At 57.9% G+C, this 15,980-nt stretch carries 16 protein-coding genes; 12 read left to right on the top strand and 4 right to left on the bottom strand.

Features of this window, described 5'->3' with window-relative positions; genetic code table 11:
- Positions 1 to 6: 6 nt before the first annotated feature.
- From V3C19_RS12405 to V3C19_RS12390, 4 genes are all read left to right on the top strand, one after another.
- Complete coding sequence (locus V3C19_RS12405) at positions 7 to 321, top strand: hypothetical protein (protein WP_302389273.1); 315 nt, start codon at positions 7 to 9, stop codon at positions 319 to 321.
- Position 322: 1 nt separating this feature from the next.
- Complete coding sequence (locus tag V3C19_RS12400) at positions 323 to 1,903, top strand: hypothetical protein (RefSeq protein WP_295934662.1); 1,581 nt, start codon at positions 323 to 325, stop codon at positions 1,901 to 1,903.
- Between the two features lie 139 nt (positions 1,904 to 2,042).
- A complete protein-coding gene (locus V3C19_RS12395) occupies positions 2,043 to 2,639 on the top strand; it encodes a hypothetical protein (RefSeq protein ID WP_130084185.1) in 597 nt (198 codons plus the stop codon).
- 119 nt (positions 2,640 to 2,758) lie between these two features.
- On the top strand, positions 2,759 to 3,961 hold the full coding sequence (locus V3C19_RS12390) for an MFS transporter (RefSeq protein WP_295934659.1): 1,203 nt from the start codon (positions 2,759 to 2,761) through the stop codon (positions 3,959 to 3,961).
- A 26-nt stretch (positions 3,962 to 3,987) separates the two neighbouring features.
- Here the strand turns inward: V3C19_RS12390 and V3C19_RS12385 are convergent, their stop codons facing one another.
- Together V3C19_RS12385 and mscL are read right to left on the bottom strand one after the other, a co-directional pair.
- Positions 3,988 to 5,148 carry an alkaline phosphatase gene (locus V3C19_RS12385; protein ID WP_295876321.1) on the bottom strand — a complete coding sequence of 387 codons (1,161 nt, stop codon included), beginning with the start codon at positions 5,146 to 5,148 and terminating at the stop codon, positions 3,988 to 3,990.
- Positions 5,149 to 5,233: 85 nt separating this feature from the next.
- Positions 5,234 to 5,647, bottom strand: a complete 414-nt coding sequence (mscL, locus tag V3C19_RS12380; protein ID WP_130084188.1) for a large conductance mechanosensitive channel protein MscL — start codon at positions 5,645 to 5,647, stop codon at positions 5,234 to 5,236.
- A 195-nt stretch (positions 5,648 to 5,842) separates the two neighbouring features.
- Between mscL and V3C19_RS12375 the strand changes: the two genes are divergently transcribed.
- The 4 genes from V3C19_RS12375 (at position 5,843) to V3C19_RS12360 (ending at position 9,091) form a co-directional block, all read left to right on the top strand.
- Positions 5,843 to 7,099, top strand: coding sequence for an acetylornithine transaminase (locus V3C19_RS12375; RefSeq protein ID WP_130084189.1), 1,257 nt, complete (start codon positions 5,843 to 5,845; stop codon positions 7,097 to 7,099).
- 29 nt (positions 7,100 to 7,128) lie between these two features.
- On the top strand, positions 7,129 to 7,587 hold the full coding sequence (locus V3C19_RS12370) for a hypothetical protein (RefSeq protein WP_067569173.1): 459 nt from the start codon (positions 7,129 to 7,131) through the stop codon (positions 7,585 to 7,587).
- Positions 7,588 to 7,710: 123 nt separating this feature from the next.
- The gene (gene efp / locus V3C19_RS12365; RefSeq protein ID WP_067569176.1) at positions 7,711 to 8,277 is read left to right on the top strand and encodes an elongation factor P; all 567 of its coding nucleotides are present in this window, start codon (positions 7,711 to 7,713) and stop codon (positions 8,275 to 8,277) included.
- A 160-nt stretch (positions 8,278 to 8,437) separates the two neighbouring features.
- Positions 8,438 to 9,091: a GDSL-type esterase/lipase family protein gene (locus V3C19_RS12360; protein ID WP_161981371.1), complete on the top strand. Its 654-nt coding sequence runs from the start codon at positions 8,438 to 8,440 to the stop codon at positions 9,089 to 9,091.
- Positions 9,092 to 9,189: 98 nt separating this feature from the next.
- Here V3C19_RS12360 and V3C19_RS12355 read toward each other — a convergent pair whose 3' ends face one another.
- Positions 9,190 to 10,152, bottom strand: coding sequence for a glycoside hydrolase family 16 protein (locus V3C19_RS12355; protein WP_130084191.1), 963 nt, complete (start codon positions 10,150 to 10,152; stop codon positions 9,190 to 9,192).
- Between the two features lie 179 nt (positions 10,153 to 10,331).
- On the opposite strand from V3C19_RS12355, the gene V3C19_RS12350 reads away from it, so the two are divergent.
- Positions 10,332 to 12,569, top strand: a complete 2,238-nt coding sequence (locus V3C19_RS12350; RefSeq protein WP_295934656.1) for a heavy metal translocating P-type ATPase — start codon at positions 10,332 to 10,334, stop codon at positions 12,567 to 12,569.
- 61 nt (positions 12,570 to 12,630) lie between these two features.
- On the opposite strand, the gene recN is transcribed toward V3C19_RS12350, so the two are convergent.
- The gene (recN, locus tag V3C19_RS12345) at positions 12,631 to 14,289 is read right to left on the bottom strand and encodes a DNA repair protein RecN (RefSeq protein WP_130084193.1); all 1,659 of its coding nucleotides are present in this window, start codon (positions 14,287 to 14,289) and stop codon (positions 12,631 to 12,633) included.
- Positions 14,290 to 14,353: 64 nt separating this feature from the next.
- On the opposite strand from recN, the gene V3C19_RS12340 reads away from it, so the two are divergent.
- The 3 genes from V3C19_RS12340 to V3C19_RS12330 are packed head-to-tail and all read left to right on the top strand — an operon-like array spanning position 14,354 to position 15,938.
- Positions 14,354 to 15,127, top strand: coding sequence for an MBL fold metallo-hydrolase (locus tag V3C19_RS12340; RefSeq protein WP_161981372.1), 774 nt, complete (start codon positions 14,354 to 14,356; stop codon positions 15,125 to 15,127).
- Positions 15,128 to 15,147: 20 nt separating this feature from the next.
- The gene (locus V3C19_RS12335) at positions 15,148 to 15,453 is read left to right on the top strand and encodes a hypothetical protein (RefSeq protein ID WP_161984341.1); all 306 of its coding nucleotides are present in this window, start codon (positions 15,148 to 15,150) and stop codon (positions 15,451 to 15,453) included.
- Positions 15,405 to 15,938, top strand: a complete 534-nt coding sequence (locus V3C19_RS12330; RefSeq protein WP_330937111.1) for a WecB/TagA/CpsF family glycosyltransferase — start codon at positions 15,405 to 15,407, stop codon at positions 15,936 to 15,938. The genes V3C19_RS12335 and V3C19_RS12330 overlap by 49 nt, the downstream gene beginning before the upstream one ends.
- The last annotated feature ends 42 nt before the right edge of the window (positions 15,939 to 15,980 follow it).

Here is a 15,980-nt window from a genome sequence, read left to right as displayed (position 1 = left end):
AAAAAAATGTTTCTCATTTGCGTGGAAGCTGCGGCTTTGTTCCGATCGATGCAGAACATGGTGACGGATGGAGAAGCCGTGGCGCAGGACATCCTGCGCAAGCATGACTGGGGCCACGAGGTCGGGATCTATGAAGGAAAAGTTTACGACGGTACCCCTTATAAAAGAAAAGGGAATGAGCCGAGGCCTCCATTGGGAACGTCTAAAGCAGGAACTGTGACCCTGGATGAATTCATTGACCAACGGAATGAAGGAATAGTGGATGACCATGACCGATGGTATATTTCTGACGGAGATACGGAACACCGATTGATTAACTGATATGAAAAGATTATTGATGGCATTTTTATTGTTCGGGACGGCGGTTCCCTTGCATGCCGGGGTGGGCATGTATTTCGTTGACGGAATGGAACAGTTCCCGGTGGAGAAGAAGTCGATGTCAGAATGGTGCGACTGGATGACCATAGGGCCTCCGGATCAAAAACCGGAAACACCCCGGGAGCTTCTCGGCATCATGTATGACTCTCTGATGGGCGCCCACATGGACCTTCAGGAACCTTTGCCGGAGAAACTGGACCTGAAAAATAATCTGAAGATAGGAAAATATTATGTATTCTCCTTCAGTGGCGAGTTTCTTAATTTAAGTTCGTGGCTGGTGATGGACAGGAACGGCCATATTGTTCATGCTTTTAGTTTCGGCTATGGCAGTGGGAGGATATTGCCGCGCGTTCATGCCGTGTGGATCGGGATATCCATGTATGGGATTCCTTCGCGGAATAACATGGAGCTGCATGAACAGAATGATGAGATGTGGATTTATTATGTGGACAAGCAGAAGAAGACCCGTCTCTTGCGCTCTTTCGTGAAAGGAAATGTCTCCGTTGTGACACAAGATCTGGGAGGCGCTTACTGCTTCGACTGGCCGCTGGAATACGAATCTCCGACGATCCGGCAGGACGATCTGGTGCCAATTTTGCGGGAATTCGTCAACATACAAGTGGGAAAATCAAAAGCGGTGGAGGCGGAGCGGGAAATCCTGTCCCTGCTGCCCAGGGCTAAAAAGCTGAAATACGACCATAATCGTCGGACGATCAGTTACGGGAATCCTCCTCCGCCGCCGCAGGCGCCCGACAGAGGCGTGATTCCGTCCTTTGAGAAGAGCTGGAAGGTGGTGGCTGAAAAATTGCACTTTCCGGATGCCTCCGGGTACCGTCAGACGGAGGAATCCGGTCCGCACCCGCAACGGCTGACCCACTGTTGCCAGGCCTGGTTGGAAAAATGCGGGGTACTTTATGTATTGGAGAAATGGAAGGCGGAGGCGTCTATTGCGCGCCGGTGCCTGTTGAGCGATGAGGACCGGAGCGCGGTGTATGTGGCGGTGGCGCAGTGCGGGACGCGCGCGTATGCGCTGGAGGGATTGGCGCGCATGCGTCTGTGGCAGGCTCAACTGGAAGAAAAGGCGCGGCGCAAGGCGATGGGGGAAAAGGAGGAAGATCCTCCTGTGGAGCCGGATCCTGTGGTGGTGGCGGGCCGGACGAACGTGTCCGACAGCCTGGTTGGGGACTACGCGCTGTACCTGAAGGGAACGCTGGACAAATTCGGGAGGGCGACGCGCGAGGGGAGGTACGGCGCCATTTTCTTTGTGAGGGGGACGACGGCGGCGTGCGTGATCGCGGAGGACCTGCGGAGGGACATGCTGCCGGTAGCGCAGAGGATAGACCGTGAGTTGAAGAAGATGCACGCGCTGGGACCGGAGAAGAGGGAGCCGAGAAAGTGGGAGCCGGATGACAGTTTGGAAAACAAATTTAATAAGTATATGAAATCCAGGGGAGTGGATCCGGAGACGGGAGGGCCATGGAAGGGGGGAGAAGATCGGGAACCCGACAGCGAGGAGCCGGAATGATGAGAGAGTTTTTCAACGTGTTCCGTGTTTTTCCTGAAAAAACATTTGGAATGTACCGGGAAAGCAGCGCCGGCAGGTGTGGCTGTGTGATTGGAACTTGTCAGGAGCCATGTTTGTGGTTAAATCAGGAAATCCTTGGATGAATGTATCGCGACATGTCCTGCGTATCCTGACGGCGGCCGGCTTCTTTTTCCCGGCGTGGCCTCTCGCTGTTTATGGGCGGGAAGATGAAGAACCGCATGCGGCAGCGGCCGTAGAGGAAGATTCCCCTGTATCCGGGAAGGATGATATTGTCGTGCGTCCCGTCAATATTACCGGGAAGGTATTCTCTCTGGATGGGAGCGGCTCTGTGGACCACTTCTTTTTTCTCCCTACCATGAAGGACAGCAGGGAATTTTTCAAGGTGGCGCGTCCTTTTGTCCCGGTGACGGGGCATAGCGTAAGAGCTCTGCCATCCGAACGTGTAAGATGGTTTTCCAAGGCATGGAACGAGTCGGTTCTTTGCCGGGATATGGAGGAAGAGGGCGTGTTTGAAATTGATTTGGGACGCATTGACCGGGAGAACGGGACTGGATTTTGGGTGGTCAGAATGCCTGCTCCTTCCGCGCTCAGCGACAGCGAGGAGGCGGTGGAGCCGGAAACCGTTCTTCCGCCGGAGGAGGGAAAGACTGGCAGGGGCGAAGGTTCGCACGGACCGGAAGATGTGAAGACCGGTGAGTTGCCTGGAAGGGAATAGTAATATGAATTTCCGGGCGAAGGAACGGGATGATGTTTGCGGAGCCGGGAATGGATACCATTGATCCCTGAAAAATAGCGGTTGCTCCTGTTTTCGGCCTGTGAGAGTATCCTGCCGCTATGAGTGATGCCGCTTCCCCCCGCATCAGAAAGACGATGGTGTTTGTGCTGCTGGCCCTGTTCCTGGGGCAGTTCGGGAGCGGCGTGTATGATCTGGTGTTCAGCAATTTCCTGCGGGACGCCCAGCATCTGGACGTGGAGATGCGCGGGTTTATCGAACTGCCGCGGGAGCTGCCCGGCATCCTTTCCCTGTTTGTGGTCGGCATGCTTTTCATGTTCAATGAGGTGCGCATGGCCGGAGTGGCCTGCCTGCTGATGTTCGGCGGCATGTATGCGCTGGCCCTGTGCGGTCCCGGAACCGGGCTGTGGGTTTTGTCCGCGTGGATTCTGACGGTGAGCCTGGGCCAGCACGTTCTGATGGGGATGATCGATACCATCGTGATTCATACGGCGCGGCCCGAAAACCGCAGCCTGAGGCTGGGGCAGATGAAGGCGCTCGGCACGGCGGCTTCTCTGCTGGGGGCTTTGTGCGTCTGGATCAAGTGGAAGTTCAACCAGTCCTTTGCCGTGGATTTTTTCATCATGGGCGGCGTGTGCCTGCTGGCTGCCGTCCTTCTGAGCCGGGTGAAGACGCCCGTGTTTCCCAAGCGCCGCGGGTGGCGGGAATGTTTTGTTTTCAAGCGCAGGTACACCGTTTATTACGGGCTGGAGATTTTGCACGGCATCCGCAAGCAGCTGTATCTTACATTCGGGTTCTGGCTGATGGTCAGTACGCTGGGGCAGTCTCCGGAGCATATCGGGAAGACCCTGCTGATTGCCGGGGTGGCCGGTCTGGGAACGCAGCCTTTGATCGGGTGGAGCATCAAGAGGTTCGGGGAGAGGAATGTCACGATTTTCGACAGCATTGCACTGTCCCTGCTGTGCCTGGCTTACGCGTTTGCCCCCGGGCTGCTGCCTTCGCACTGGGCCGTGGCGGTAGTGACCGCCTGTTTCGTTCTGGATAACCTGTTGTTTGCGCTCGGCATGGCCCGCAGCACGTATGTGGCCCGCATTTGCGAGAGGCCGGAGGATATTACGCCCAGTATTTACACGGGGCTGGCCATCAACCATGTGGCCTCCATTTCCTACGGCGTTTTGGGCGGCCTGATCTGGATGAGCACGGGCGGTCCGCAGGCCGTATTCCTGATAGGCGGCCTGGCTACGGCCGGAGCCGGCCTGGTGGCGCGGCACATGGATGCGCCGCCGCGGAAGGGCGAAGCATAGCGGGCAGCAGGAAGAAGGCAGACTGCTCAAGAGTCTTTTTTGACGGGAACAGCCTTGTTTTCCTCCCCTTTCATGGCCGCCATGATTTTGCGGAAAATGTCCGTGTTTTCATAGATGCCGGTGAAGGCGCCGCTTCCGGAGCCGAAAGCGTAAACGGGAACGGCCACTCCGTCATGGTTGCCGGAAGAGAACAGGGCCGTGATTTCCCCTTTTTCCAGATTGCCCCCGGAAAGGGAGAAAGCGCCGGTGTTGTGGTCCGCCGTGATGACCACCAGCGTGCCGGGATGACGCGCCGCCCATTCCAGCACTGCTCCCGCCGTCCGGTCAAAGTCGAAGATTTCCTCCATCATTTCCGCCAGTTTGCCATGGTGGGCCGCCTTGTCGATGTTGGAGCCTTCCACCATCAGGAAGAATCCCCTGGGGTTGCGGGAGAGGGTTTCCAGGGCTTTCAGCGTGGCCTGGCGGAGTACGGCGCCCCTTTTGCCGGGAGGGGGCAGGTTCCCCGGAGCTACGACGGCGAGCGTTTTTCCCGGCGGCAGGGCGGCGGCTTCCTCCCAGGAACGGGCGATTTTATAGCCCAGGGCCCCCATTTCCTTGAAGATGTCCCTCCCGTCCGGCCTCTGGGTAAAATATTTGCTTCCGCCGCCAAAGATGAAGTCCGCACGGGAGCGTGGATAGTCGCCGATGATGCCGTAGGAGTCGGATCTTTTTTCATTATTGGCGCAGAAGGCTGCCGGGGTGGCGTCATTCAGTTCGCAGGTGACGACCACGCCCGTTGATTTTTCCATGTCTTTCGCCTTGTCGATCAGGGAGTCCAGCTTGTTGCCCTCCGGACATGTGGCCACCCTTTTGTAAAGTGTCTTGGTCCCCGTCGCCATGGCGGTTCCCGCCGCGGCCGAGTCCGTGACCAGCTTGTCCCGGCACCAGGTTTTCGCAATACCCGTCACCGGGCAGTTTTCAATGAACAGGCGTCCCCGGTTGGCGGCCCACGCCGCGGAAAGGTGGTGGATGCCCATGCCGTCCCCGATCATCAGGATGACGTTGTTGACGGGCAGGTGCTGTTCCGGCTCCCGGATGTTTGCCACAGGGTAGGGCTTTTCCGATATAAAGCTCTGCGCATCCGCCGCCGGAAGCTGGGACGGAACAAGCAGCAGGGCACAAGCCAGGACACGCAACAGGAGAGTCATGCCTCCACTTTCCCGCCATGGAGCGGACAAGTAAAGGGGAAAAAGGCGCCGGTTCCGTCAAGAGCCGGCACGGGCGGCGGAATGCCTATTTGGTTTCCGCCTGTTTCTGGAGAATGTCGCGGATTTGTTCCAGCAGGACGACGTCATCCGGCTTGGGTGCGGGCGCGGCGGCCGTTTCCGCCTGCTTGCGGTGCATGGCGCCGATCAGTTTGATGGCGAGGAAGATGGAGAAGGCGATGATCAGGAAGTCAATGGTAGCCTGGAGCAGTTCTCCATACCGGAGTTCCACGTCTCCCAGCTTAAGGGTCAGGAACGCAAGGTTCACGCCGGACGTGAGGTAGCCGATGATGGGCGTGATGATGCTGGAAACGAATACGGAGACGATTTTGTTGAACGCGCCGCCGATGACGACGGCCACGGCCAGGTCAATAACATTGCCTTTCAGCGCGAAAGCCTTGAATTCCTCCAGGAATCCCTTGGGATTAAGAAAATGTGCCATAGTGGACTGATGCTGTTGATGGATTTATTTTGATACGGTACAGATAAAAGAAAAGAAAAATCAAATCCTGCCCTGAACAGAGATATGACTTCCGTTCCGGATAAAATGTGCAAATCATGACGTGGGTCCTAAAAAAATCATTTACAGACGGGGCCAGAAGCGCAAACTACAGAGGCATTATTCAACCTCACCTCCATGAATACAGAAGAGAAATTCAACCAGTACGTACTTCACACTTATGGCCGCTATCCCATGGCAGCCGTTCGCGGAGAAGGCGCCCGTCTGTGGGACAGCACGGGCAAGTGCTATCTGGATTTCTGCGCCGGCATCGCCACCTGCGTGCTGGGGCATTGTCATCCCGCTGTCACACAGGCCCTGCAGAAGCAGGCCGCCACGCTGGTGCACTGTTCCAACCTGTACCAGATTCCCCAGCAGGCGGATCTGGCGGAGTTCATCGTGACCAAGTGCGTGGAGCGTCCGGGAAAGGTGTTTTTCTCCAACAGCGGGGCGGAGTCCAATGACGGGCTGATCAAGGTGGCGCGCCGCTACGGCCACCGGCGCCCCCAGCCGGACGGCAAACCGCGCTTTGAGGTGCTTACGTTCAACAAGTCCTTCCACGGCAGAACCTTGGGCAGCATGTCCGCCACGGGGCAGGACAAGATCAAGATCGGCTTTGATCCGATGTTGCCGGGGTTCCGGCACCTGCCCTTCAATGATTTGGAGACGGCGCGCGAAGCCATCAGCCCGGAAACGGTCGCGTTCCTATTGGAACCCGTTCAGGGCGAGGGCGGCGTCAATTCCGTGACGCCGGAGTTCCTGCGCGGGCTGGCTGAGCTATGCAGGAAGCATGACCTTCTTTTACTGATTGACGAAGTCCAGTGCGGCTTTGGACGCTGCGGCAATATCATGGGATGGCGCGCTGTGGCCCCGGACGTGGAGCCGGACGGCGTTTCCTGGGCAAAAGCCCTGGGCGGCGGCTTCCCGATCGGCGGCTTCTGGATTTCCGACCGCGCCATTGACGAGAGCGGCACGGAGCTTTCCTCCATCATGGACCCCGGCTCCCACGGTTCCACTTACGGCGGCAATCCTCTTGCCGCCACGGTCAGCCTGGCCGTTCTCCGGGAAGTCGTTTCCGAAGGGCTGCCGGAACGCGCCCACCGGCTGGGTACGGAAATCCGTGCGGAGATAGAGTCCTGGAATCTGCCCGTGGTGCAGGGGGTGCGCGGATTGGGGCTGCTGCTGGGCATCGGCCTGAATCCGGAAATGGTGGACGCGCCGGAAGGCAAGACGATTGCCTCCGTCGTTGTGGAGTCCCTGCGGCAGGAAGGTTTGCTTTCCGTTCCCGCCGGACCGGAAACGGTGCGCCTTCTGCCCCCTCTGAACGTCAGTGAAGAAGAGGTTCAGCAGGCGCTCGCCATCATCAGGCGCGTGCTCAAGACGTACGTGAAGTAAAGAGAGTTCCAACCCGTTTTTTCGCAGTCATGCAGGATGAAGCCATTCAACCGCCCGGCAGTACGGTCAAGCAGTTTTCCGTGATGCTCCAGAACCGGGTGGGGGCCTTGTCCGCCCTTTTGGGCCTGCTGGACATGCACGGTATTTTCTGTCTGGGGTTCAGCATGCATGACTGCCATGAAGCGACAATCGCCCGGCTGGTGGTGAGCGATCCGGAACGGACTTCCGAGATTTTTCTGGAGAAGGGCATCTGCTATACGGATTCCGACGTCCTGGTGGCGGCTCTGCGCCACGGTCCCGCGGACCTCAAGAGGTGTTTGGATGTTCTGTATTCAGCGGAGATGAACGTCAATTTCGTGTATCCCCTCCTGCCGCGCGTTGCCGGGGTGTCCCTGATAGCCTTGCATGTGGATGACATGAATTTCGGACGCACGGTTTTGAATTCCTCCGGCATCAAAGTGCTTTTCCAGCAGGATCTCAGCCGTTAGAAACGCATGGCCGGGGGCGGTTTTTCCGTCATGATGGAAGAGCGTTTCAGCCAAGCGGATCAAGGGGTTGACGGGTTTTTTTCAGCTTGACGGAGAGGGAAAACATGGTATGTTACGGGCCGCATGGCAAAAGTACCCGTAATCAATCTTCGCAAGGGACACGCGGTTAATCATAACAATGACGTTTGCGTTGTAGTCAGCATGGAGCACAAGTGCCCCCCCCGCATGGCTTCCTATGTGCAAATGAGCATCCGCAGCATTTCCACCAAAAAAGTGTACAACCTTCGCCTGACTTCCAATGAATCACTGGAAGGCGTGAACCTTGCCCGTGAGGAGTATGAGTTCAGCTATATTGACGGCATGGGCTACCATTTCATGAATCCCGATACGTATGAGGATATCACCGTGTCTCCGGACATCGTGGAGCCCGTGAAGGATTACCTGATGGAAGGCAATATTTACATTCTGCTTTTCACTGATGAAACGGTCGTTTCCGTGGAACTGCCCGCCTCCATCACGATGGAAGTGGCGGAAGCCCCGGAAGGGATCAAGGGTGACAGCGCCAACAACGTTTACAAGTCCGCCACCATGACCACCGGCTTGGTTGTGCAGGTTCCCCTGTTCATCAAGCCCGGCGAAAAGATTTCCGTGAAGACGGAAGACGGTTCCTACCTGGGCCGCGTGAACTAAGCGTTCTTTTTTCCTACTACGCCCTTTCCGGTCGATTGCCACCGGGAAGGGTTTTTTTATGTCTGCGGCAAAACGCCGGAAAGACCAGAAGCCGGGCGGCCCGATTCCTTTACATCCGTCCCTGCTTGCGTTACACCATTTTCATCACAGATTTCCGGCCATGAAAAAGTTGATCATTTTATTAGGGATTTGCATGTGGTACGCGCTGATTCCGGCGTATGGCGCGTCTCCGGTCCGGATTGCGTGCCTGGGGGACAGCATTACCGCCGGAATGCTGGTCAGGAAGGAGGATTGCTGGGTGTCGCGTGTGGCTAAAGCTTTGGGCAAGAAGGCGGAAGTCGGAAATTTTGGCGTGTCCGCCCGCTGCTTGCTTTTCAAGGGCGACCGGCCCATCACACGGGAAAAGGCTTACCGTGACGCTCTGGCATTCAAACCCGGCATGTTGCTGATCGGCCTGGGGACCAATGACAGCAAGGAAGTGAATTGGAAACACAAGGCTGATTTTGCGGATAATTACAAGGAGGTGATCGCGGAGTTCAGGAAAGAGAATCCCAGGTTGAAGGTGTATTGCCTGTTGCCCATTCCGTCCCAGGAGGCCCGGGAAGGCGGCATCAGCAGGGAGCGCATTTCCAGTGAAGTCATTCCGCTTATCCGGCAAGTGGCCAAAAGCACCAACTCCAGAGTGATCGACCTCAACAAGGTCATGAAGGACAAGGAGGGCCTGCTGGTGGACGGCGTACACCCCAACGCGGAGGGGCACGCCCTCATGGCAGAACACATTCTCCTGGTTCTCAAGGGGAAAGCTGCGGAATAGAGACTGCCTGCCGGGTATTTTAAAAGATTTTCACGCCTCCTGGCAGTGTGGTAACGTTCCTGAAGGGAGAAATTCCGGGACCGTGTTCTTCCCGGCCATCATTCTATCCGGGCTTCCGGTTTCTTTTCCGGCTGGTACGGGATAGTCCCCTTGTGGGGGGAATCCTTTTTCTGGTAAATGCGGACGTAGTCTATTTCGTATTTCTGGGGCAGGGGAAGTTTGTTCAGATCGCCTCCGGTGGCGCCCAGGGCCAGGTTCAGGATGATGAAATGAGGTTGCCGAAAGGGATTGGCGATTTCCTTGTAAACGGCGTTGATTGTATTGTCCAGGGAGGTCTTGTTCAGCAGGATGTCGTCTGCGTACAGGCGCACTTCTTTTTCATCCCAGTCCATGCGGAAGACATGGAAGCGGGAATCCCACTGAGGGTCTTTTTCCCGCAACCATTTCAGAGGCGTGTAGGTAGAACTCCATTTGCCAACGTGTTTTTTGGCGGATCCCCAGCAGAGGTTGGCCAGATACGTGGACTGGTAGTATTCCATGATGTCTATTTCCCCGCACCTGGGCCATCCTTCCCTGACCCCCAGTGTCCAGAACGCAGGCCACATGCCTTCCCGAGGGCTGAATCTGGCGCGGATCTCAAAACGTCCGTACTGCCAGGAGAATTTGCCCTGTGTCGTCAATGAGGCTGATGTATATTCCGCATTCTTCTGGGTGGTGCGCCAGTCTTTTCCTTCCGGATTGTAGCGGGGGTTGGGGCGCTTCTCCTTCCTGCCTTCAATGATCAGCATGCCGTCCTTGCAATAGGCGTTTTCCGGCTGGTACCACTGGGCTTCCTTGTTGCGGACGAATCCCTTTTCATAGTTCCATTTGGCGGGATCGGGGCGGCCGTCCTTGTCAAATTCGTCATTCCAGACGAGTTCATAGCCGGAATAATCCGCCTTTTCCACGACTCTGTCGGCTTTTTTGACGCCGTCCCCGTGAAGCGAGTAGAGCTGGGCATGGGCGGGAACGGCCAGAATTGCGGCGCAGGCCAGGGACCGGAGAAAGAAGGCGGTTTTCATATGATGTGAATGACGGTTGTTTTATCTTTTACGGTCATAGGTAAGGCGGTTTGTCATCTTTTGCCATAAAAGTTCATTTACGCGGAAGAGTGTTGAGAATTTCATGGCATGTGTTAGGATTGGCTAACAATAAGGAGTTTCAGTTTGTCTGAATAAGGAAACAATCACTTTTAACGACCATGGAAGAAAAGAATTATCTGGTTTCCGGCATGCATTGCGCCGGCTGTGCCGCCAAAGTAGAACGGGCCGTGGGAGAGTTGCAGGGGGTGGAGAGTGTGGAGTTGAATTTGCTGACAGGCCGCATGACCGTCGTTTTCCGGGAGCATGGTTCTCCCGCCAGGGGCCGCATGGCGGAGGTGGTGGAAAAAGCCGGATTCCAGTTGGCGGACTGGGTGGACGGAACACCTTCCGGCAAGGATGAAGAAGAAAAGGCAGAAGATGCCGGAGGCGCCCGGCTTGTGTGGTCCGTCTTGCTGCTGCTGCCCCTGATGTATTTGTCCATGGGGCCCATGTGGAGCTGGCCGGCGCCTTCCGGAGAGTGGGGGATCTGGGCGAATTTGTGGGGGCAGTGCATTCTGGCATCCCTGATTCTGTGGCTGAACAGGCATTACCTGGTCAATGGCGTGCGTCAGCTGGCCTTCCTGTCTCCCAATATGGATTCCCTGATTGCCATCGGTTCCGGGTCCGCCTTCCTGTATGGCCTGTTCCTGCTGTGCGGCAGGATGCTGCAAGGCGGCAGAGTGGATACCATGGAGCTGTATTTTGAGTCCTCCGCCATGATCGTCACCCTGATTTCCCTGGGAAAGTATTTGGAGCGCCGTTCCTACCGGAAGACGAATGCCGCCGTGAAGGGTCTGGTGAATTTGATTCCCCAGGAAGCCCTGGTCTGGCATGAAGGGGAGGAACGGGCCGTGCCCCTGAATGAACTCCAAGTGGATGACCTGATTGTGGTGAAGACCGGCCAGAGGGTTCCGGTGGACGGCGTGATTACGGAAGGACAGGCCGCTCTGGACGAGTCCGATCTGACGGGCGAAAGTTTACCCGTGGATAAGAGCGCCGGAGACAGGGTGATCAGCGGTACGTTCAACCGCGCCGGATATCTCAAGGTCCGCGCCGAACGGGTGGGCGGGGATTCTACGCTGGCCCGCATGATCCGCCTGGTGGAGCAGGCCGGCCAGTCCAAGGCTCCCATTGCGCGGCTGGCGGACCGGGTGTGTTATTTCTTCGTGCCCGCGGTGATTGCCATTGCTCTTGCGGCGTTTGGCATCTGGCTGGCTGCCGGGGAGGGCTTTTCCTTTGCTCTTGCCAGGGCGATTGCCGTGCTGGTGATTTCCTGCCCCTGCGTTCTCGGTCTGGCCACCCCCATCGCGATTATGGTGGGTACAGGCAGGGGCGCGCGCCTGGGCATTCTGTGCAAGTCCGCCAGCGCTTTGGAGGCCTTGAGCCGTGTGGATACCGTGGTGTTTGACAAAACAGGAACCCTGACCGTCGGGGAGCCGCGCGTGGTGGCTGTTCTGCCGGAGCACGGCATGAATGCGAGTGAACTGATGGAAGCGGCGGCCGCCCTGGAACAGGGATCGGAGCATCCGGTCGGAAAGGCCATTTATGAACACGCCAGAATGCTGGAGCTGCCCGTGCGGCCTGTGTCGGACCTGTCCATCGTGCCCGGCCGCGGGATTGCGGGGACGGTGGACGGAGTACCGTATGTCATCGGCAACCTGGCGTTCATGCAGGAGAAAGGGATTTCATGGGAGGAGGAACAGGGGCGGTTCAGGGAGTTCATGAGGCAGGGCGCTTCTCCCCTTTACGTGGGACGCGAAGGACGCCCCGCCGGGGCGGTCATGGTGGCGGATTCCCTGAAGCCGGACAGCCTTTCCGCCGTGGACAATTTGAAGAGAATGCAGATGCGCGTGGTGATGCTGACGGGGGACAATGCCGCTACGGCGCGGCATATGGCGGAAGAACTGCATATTGACGAAGTGGTTTCCGACGTGCTGCCGGATGAAAAGGCCTCCCACATCATGAAGATGGAGAAGGCGGGGGCCAGGGTGGCTATGGTCGGAGACGGCGTGAACGACGCGCCCGCCCTGGCATGCGCCCAGGTGGGCATTTCCCTGAAGTCCGGGACGGACCTGGCGATGGAGTCTTCCGACATCGTGCTGATGAAGAGTCATCCGCGCGGCGTGGCGGAGGCCCTGCAATTGGGGCGCGCCACGCTCCACATTATCAGGCAGAATTTGTTCTGGGCATTTTTCTACAATACGATCGGCATTCCTCTGGCCGCCGGAGCCCTGTACCCTGCTTTCGGCATTACGCTGAATCCGATGATAGCTGCGGCGGCCATGAGCCTGAGTTCCCTGTGCGTGGTGTTCAATTCCCTGAGGCTGCGCACATTTAAGCCCTATCTGGAGAAATAAGGCCGTGAGACGTTGCAGAACAGGGGCTTTGCCTTGATGGAGAAGGGGCTGAAAAAGAATGTCAGGAGTTTTGCAGAAGAGCCTGGGCCAGCGTGCGTGCGTGATCGCCTCCGCCACCCAGCATGCGGGCCAGTTCATCTATTCTTTCTTCCTGGTCCACTTCCCGCAGGCAGGAGATGGTGCGGTTGCCCGCGGAGGCTTTCTGGACCAGATAGTGGTGGGAGGCCAGGGCGGCCACCTGCGGAAAGTGCGTGATGGAGATGACCTGATGCCTGGCGCCCAGTTGCTGCATTTTAAAGCCCACGGACCGGGCCACTTCCCCGCCCACGTTGGCGTCTATTTCATCAAACACCAGCAGCGGCGTGGAGTCCTTGTGGGCCAGGGCGCTCTTGATCGCCAGCATGATGCGGGCCAGCTCCCCGCCGGATGCAATGAGCCGCAGGGGCTTGGAGGGTTCTCCCGGGTTGGGGCCGAAGAGGAATTCCACCGTTTCCATCCCCTGTGAGCCGGGGTCCTGGAGCGGAGTCAGAGATATTTCAAATACGGCCTGACGGAAGCCCAGTTCCCGTGAATGTTTGACGATAGATTCCGCCAGACGCGGCGCGGCGGCCTGGCGTGCTTTCGTCAGGGCCTGTCCGGCGGCGTCCAGTTGCTTGCGCAGCTGGGCAATGGCGGCCCGCAGTTCTTCCAGGCGTTCCGTCCGGTGCTCGATGCGGTCCAGCCTGCGTACGGCTTCCTCCCGTCGTGCGGCGATGTCTTCAAAGGAATGCCCATATTTCATTTTCAGGGATTCCAGCAGGTTGATGCGTTCTTCAAGCCGGAACAGCTCCTGGGGATCGCAGTCCAGTTCCGCGGAGTAGTCCGCCAGGCGGCTTTCAATTTCCTTGAGTTCCAGTGTCACTCCCTTCAGCGGAGCCAGCCATGCGGCGGTGGAAGAGTCCATGCGTTCCAGGTCGTGGGAGGCACGGGAGAGTTCCCGCAACTGGGAGCCGAGTCCGGGACCGTCCGTTTCCTCCAGCATGGAGAGCATTCTGGATACCAGCTCCTGGAGCCTTGTTCCGTTGCGGGCGCGCTGCCAGCGTTCCTCCAGAGTGAGCACTTCCTCCAGGGTGAATCCGGCGGCGTCTATCTCGTCCACCTGGTGGCGCAGCAGTTCTATTTCCCGGTCGGCGGCGGCTTCTGCGTGCTCCAGGTCGTCATACGCCCTGCGCGCGTCCTGCCATTGTCTCCAGGAGTCCGCGTAGGCCTGCGTCAGCCGGGCGTGTTCACCGAAGGCGTCCAGCAGGGAGAGCTGCCTGTCATGGGAGGTCAGGGAACGATGGTCATTGGGGCCGTGCATGTCCACCAGGCAGGCGCCCGCCTCCCGCAGAAGGTTCAGCGTGCAGGGGCTGTCGTTCAGGAACTGGCGGTTGGCGGTGGGGGAGATGATGCGCTTGATGATGAGGTTGCCGTCTTCACAGGGGGGCACCCCGTGTTCGTTCAGGATGGCGTGCACAGGGGATGAGTTCGGGAGATGAAACACGGCTTCCACGCTGCATTGCTGTTCTCCGGAACGGATGAGCGTTTTGTCCGCACGTTCGCCCAGCGCCAGACGAATGGCGCCGATGATGACGGATTTGCCCGCTCCCGTTTCCCCCGTGATGCAGATGAAGCCGGAGCTGGGTTCCCACAGCAGCTGGTCCACGAGAGCCAGGTTCCTGATTTTCAGCAAAGTAAGCATTCGGGCTTTGGATTTTGAATGCATTATGGCATAATCAGCTCTAAACGCAACCATGACATCCGTGATGAACATTCTCTTTTTGGGCACGGGCACGTCTACCGGGGTTCCCCAGATAGGTTGCTCCTGTGCGGTCTGCACCTCCCCGGACCCCAGAAACAAGCGATTGCGTTCTTCCATTTACGTGGAGGCGTCCGGCATCCGTATCCTGCTGGATTCCTCTCCCGATCTGCGTCAGCAGGCCCTGAGGGAAAATATTACCGATCTGGATGCCGTGCTGTACACGCATGCCCATGTGGATCACATAGGCGGGTTTGACGATTTGCGAGCCTTCTGCTGGCGCAGAGCGGGAGGATTGCCCATGTACGCCTCCCCGGAAACCATGAAGACTTTGAGGACCATGTACGGCTGGGCGTTTGAGTCCGGAAAGGCCAGAACCGGCTACGTGCGGCCGGAACCCCACGAGACGACGGAACCCTTCCACGTGGGCGGCGTTCTGGTGACGCCTCTTCCCGTTATGCATGCCGGAGTGGAGACTTATGCCTACGTGTTGGAGTCCGGAGGCAGGCGGCTGGTGTACATGCCTGATGTCAAGAGTATTCCGGAGGCCTCCCTGGAGCGCATGACGGGGGCGGATCTTCTGATTATCGACGGCTTGCGCTATGACCTTCATCCCACTCACATGTGCCTGGACGAGTCCTTGGCCGCCATCAGGGCCATCGAACCCGGACAGGCTTTTCTGACGCACCTTTCCCATAACATGGATTACCGTATTTTGTCCGGCAGGCTGCCGGAGAACGTGGGGGCGGCCTATGATGGCCTGCGGCTGTCCCTGCCATGATTTCTTCCTTCCCTGCCGACATGACCTCTTTTCCCGACAAGAACAGGAATGACGCGTCGCCGGATATCGGCACCAGAGACGTGTTCGGCTTTTCCGTGGCCGTAAGCTCCGTTGGAGAGATGTGCTCCGTTCTGGTGGAACGTGCCTTGGCCGGGGAAGCCCCTTTTCTGGTAGCCGCCGCAGATGTGCACGTGATAACTCGCGGCGTACATGAACCGGAGTATGGCGCGGTTTTGGAGAGGATGGATGTGATTTGTCCGGATGGCATGCCGGTGGTATGGAAGCTCAACAGAGTGCGGGGGGGGGGGAGACCGCCGAACGCGTGAGCGGGCCGGATTTGATGGAAGCCGTGGTGAAGGCGAATGCCGAATATCCCGGCCTGAGACATTTTCTGCTGGGGGGCGACGAAAGGACACTGGAAACCCTGGCGGCCAGGCTGGCGGAAAAGTTCCCCGGTTTTTGTTTGGCCGGAGTTTATTCTCCGCCGTTCCGCTACTGGAGTGAGAAGGATTTGCAGGATATGAGGGAGGCCATTGCCAGCAGCGGAGCCAATGTGGTCTGGGTGGGACTGGGATGTCCCAAGCAGGAACGGTGGATGGCGGAACAGAAGGACCTGCTTCCTCCCGCCGTGTATGCAGGCGTGGGAGCGGCTTTTGCCTTTCATGCGGGCACGGTGAAGCGTGCGCCGGTGTGGATGCAGAAGAACAGTCTGGAATGGCTGTACCGCATTTGCAGGGAGCCGTGTCGGCTGTTTAAAAGGTACGTGAAGCACAACAGCCTGTTCCTGTGGTACGTGCTGACGGGAAGATAGGGGAGGAACTTGACCCTTCCCGCTCCATGGCTTACGGTTCCG

It is taken from the genome of Akkermansia sp. AE01SA01, assembly GCF_036417395.1.
In the GTDB taxonomy this organism is placed as follows: domain Bacteria; phylum Verrucomicrobiota; class Verrucomicrobiia; order Verrucomicrobiales; family Akkermansiaceae; genus Akkermansia.
This window is presented reverse-complemented; position numbering and strand designations above follow the sequence as displayed.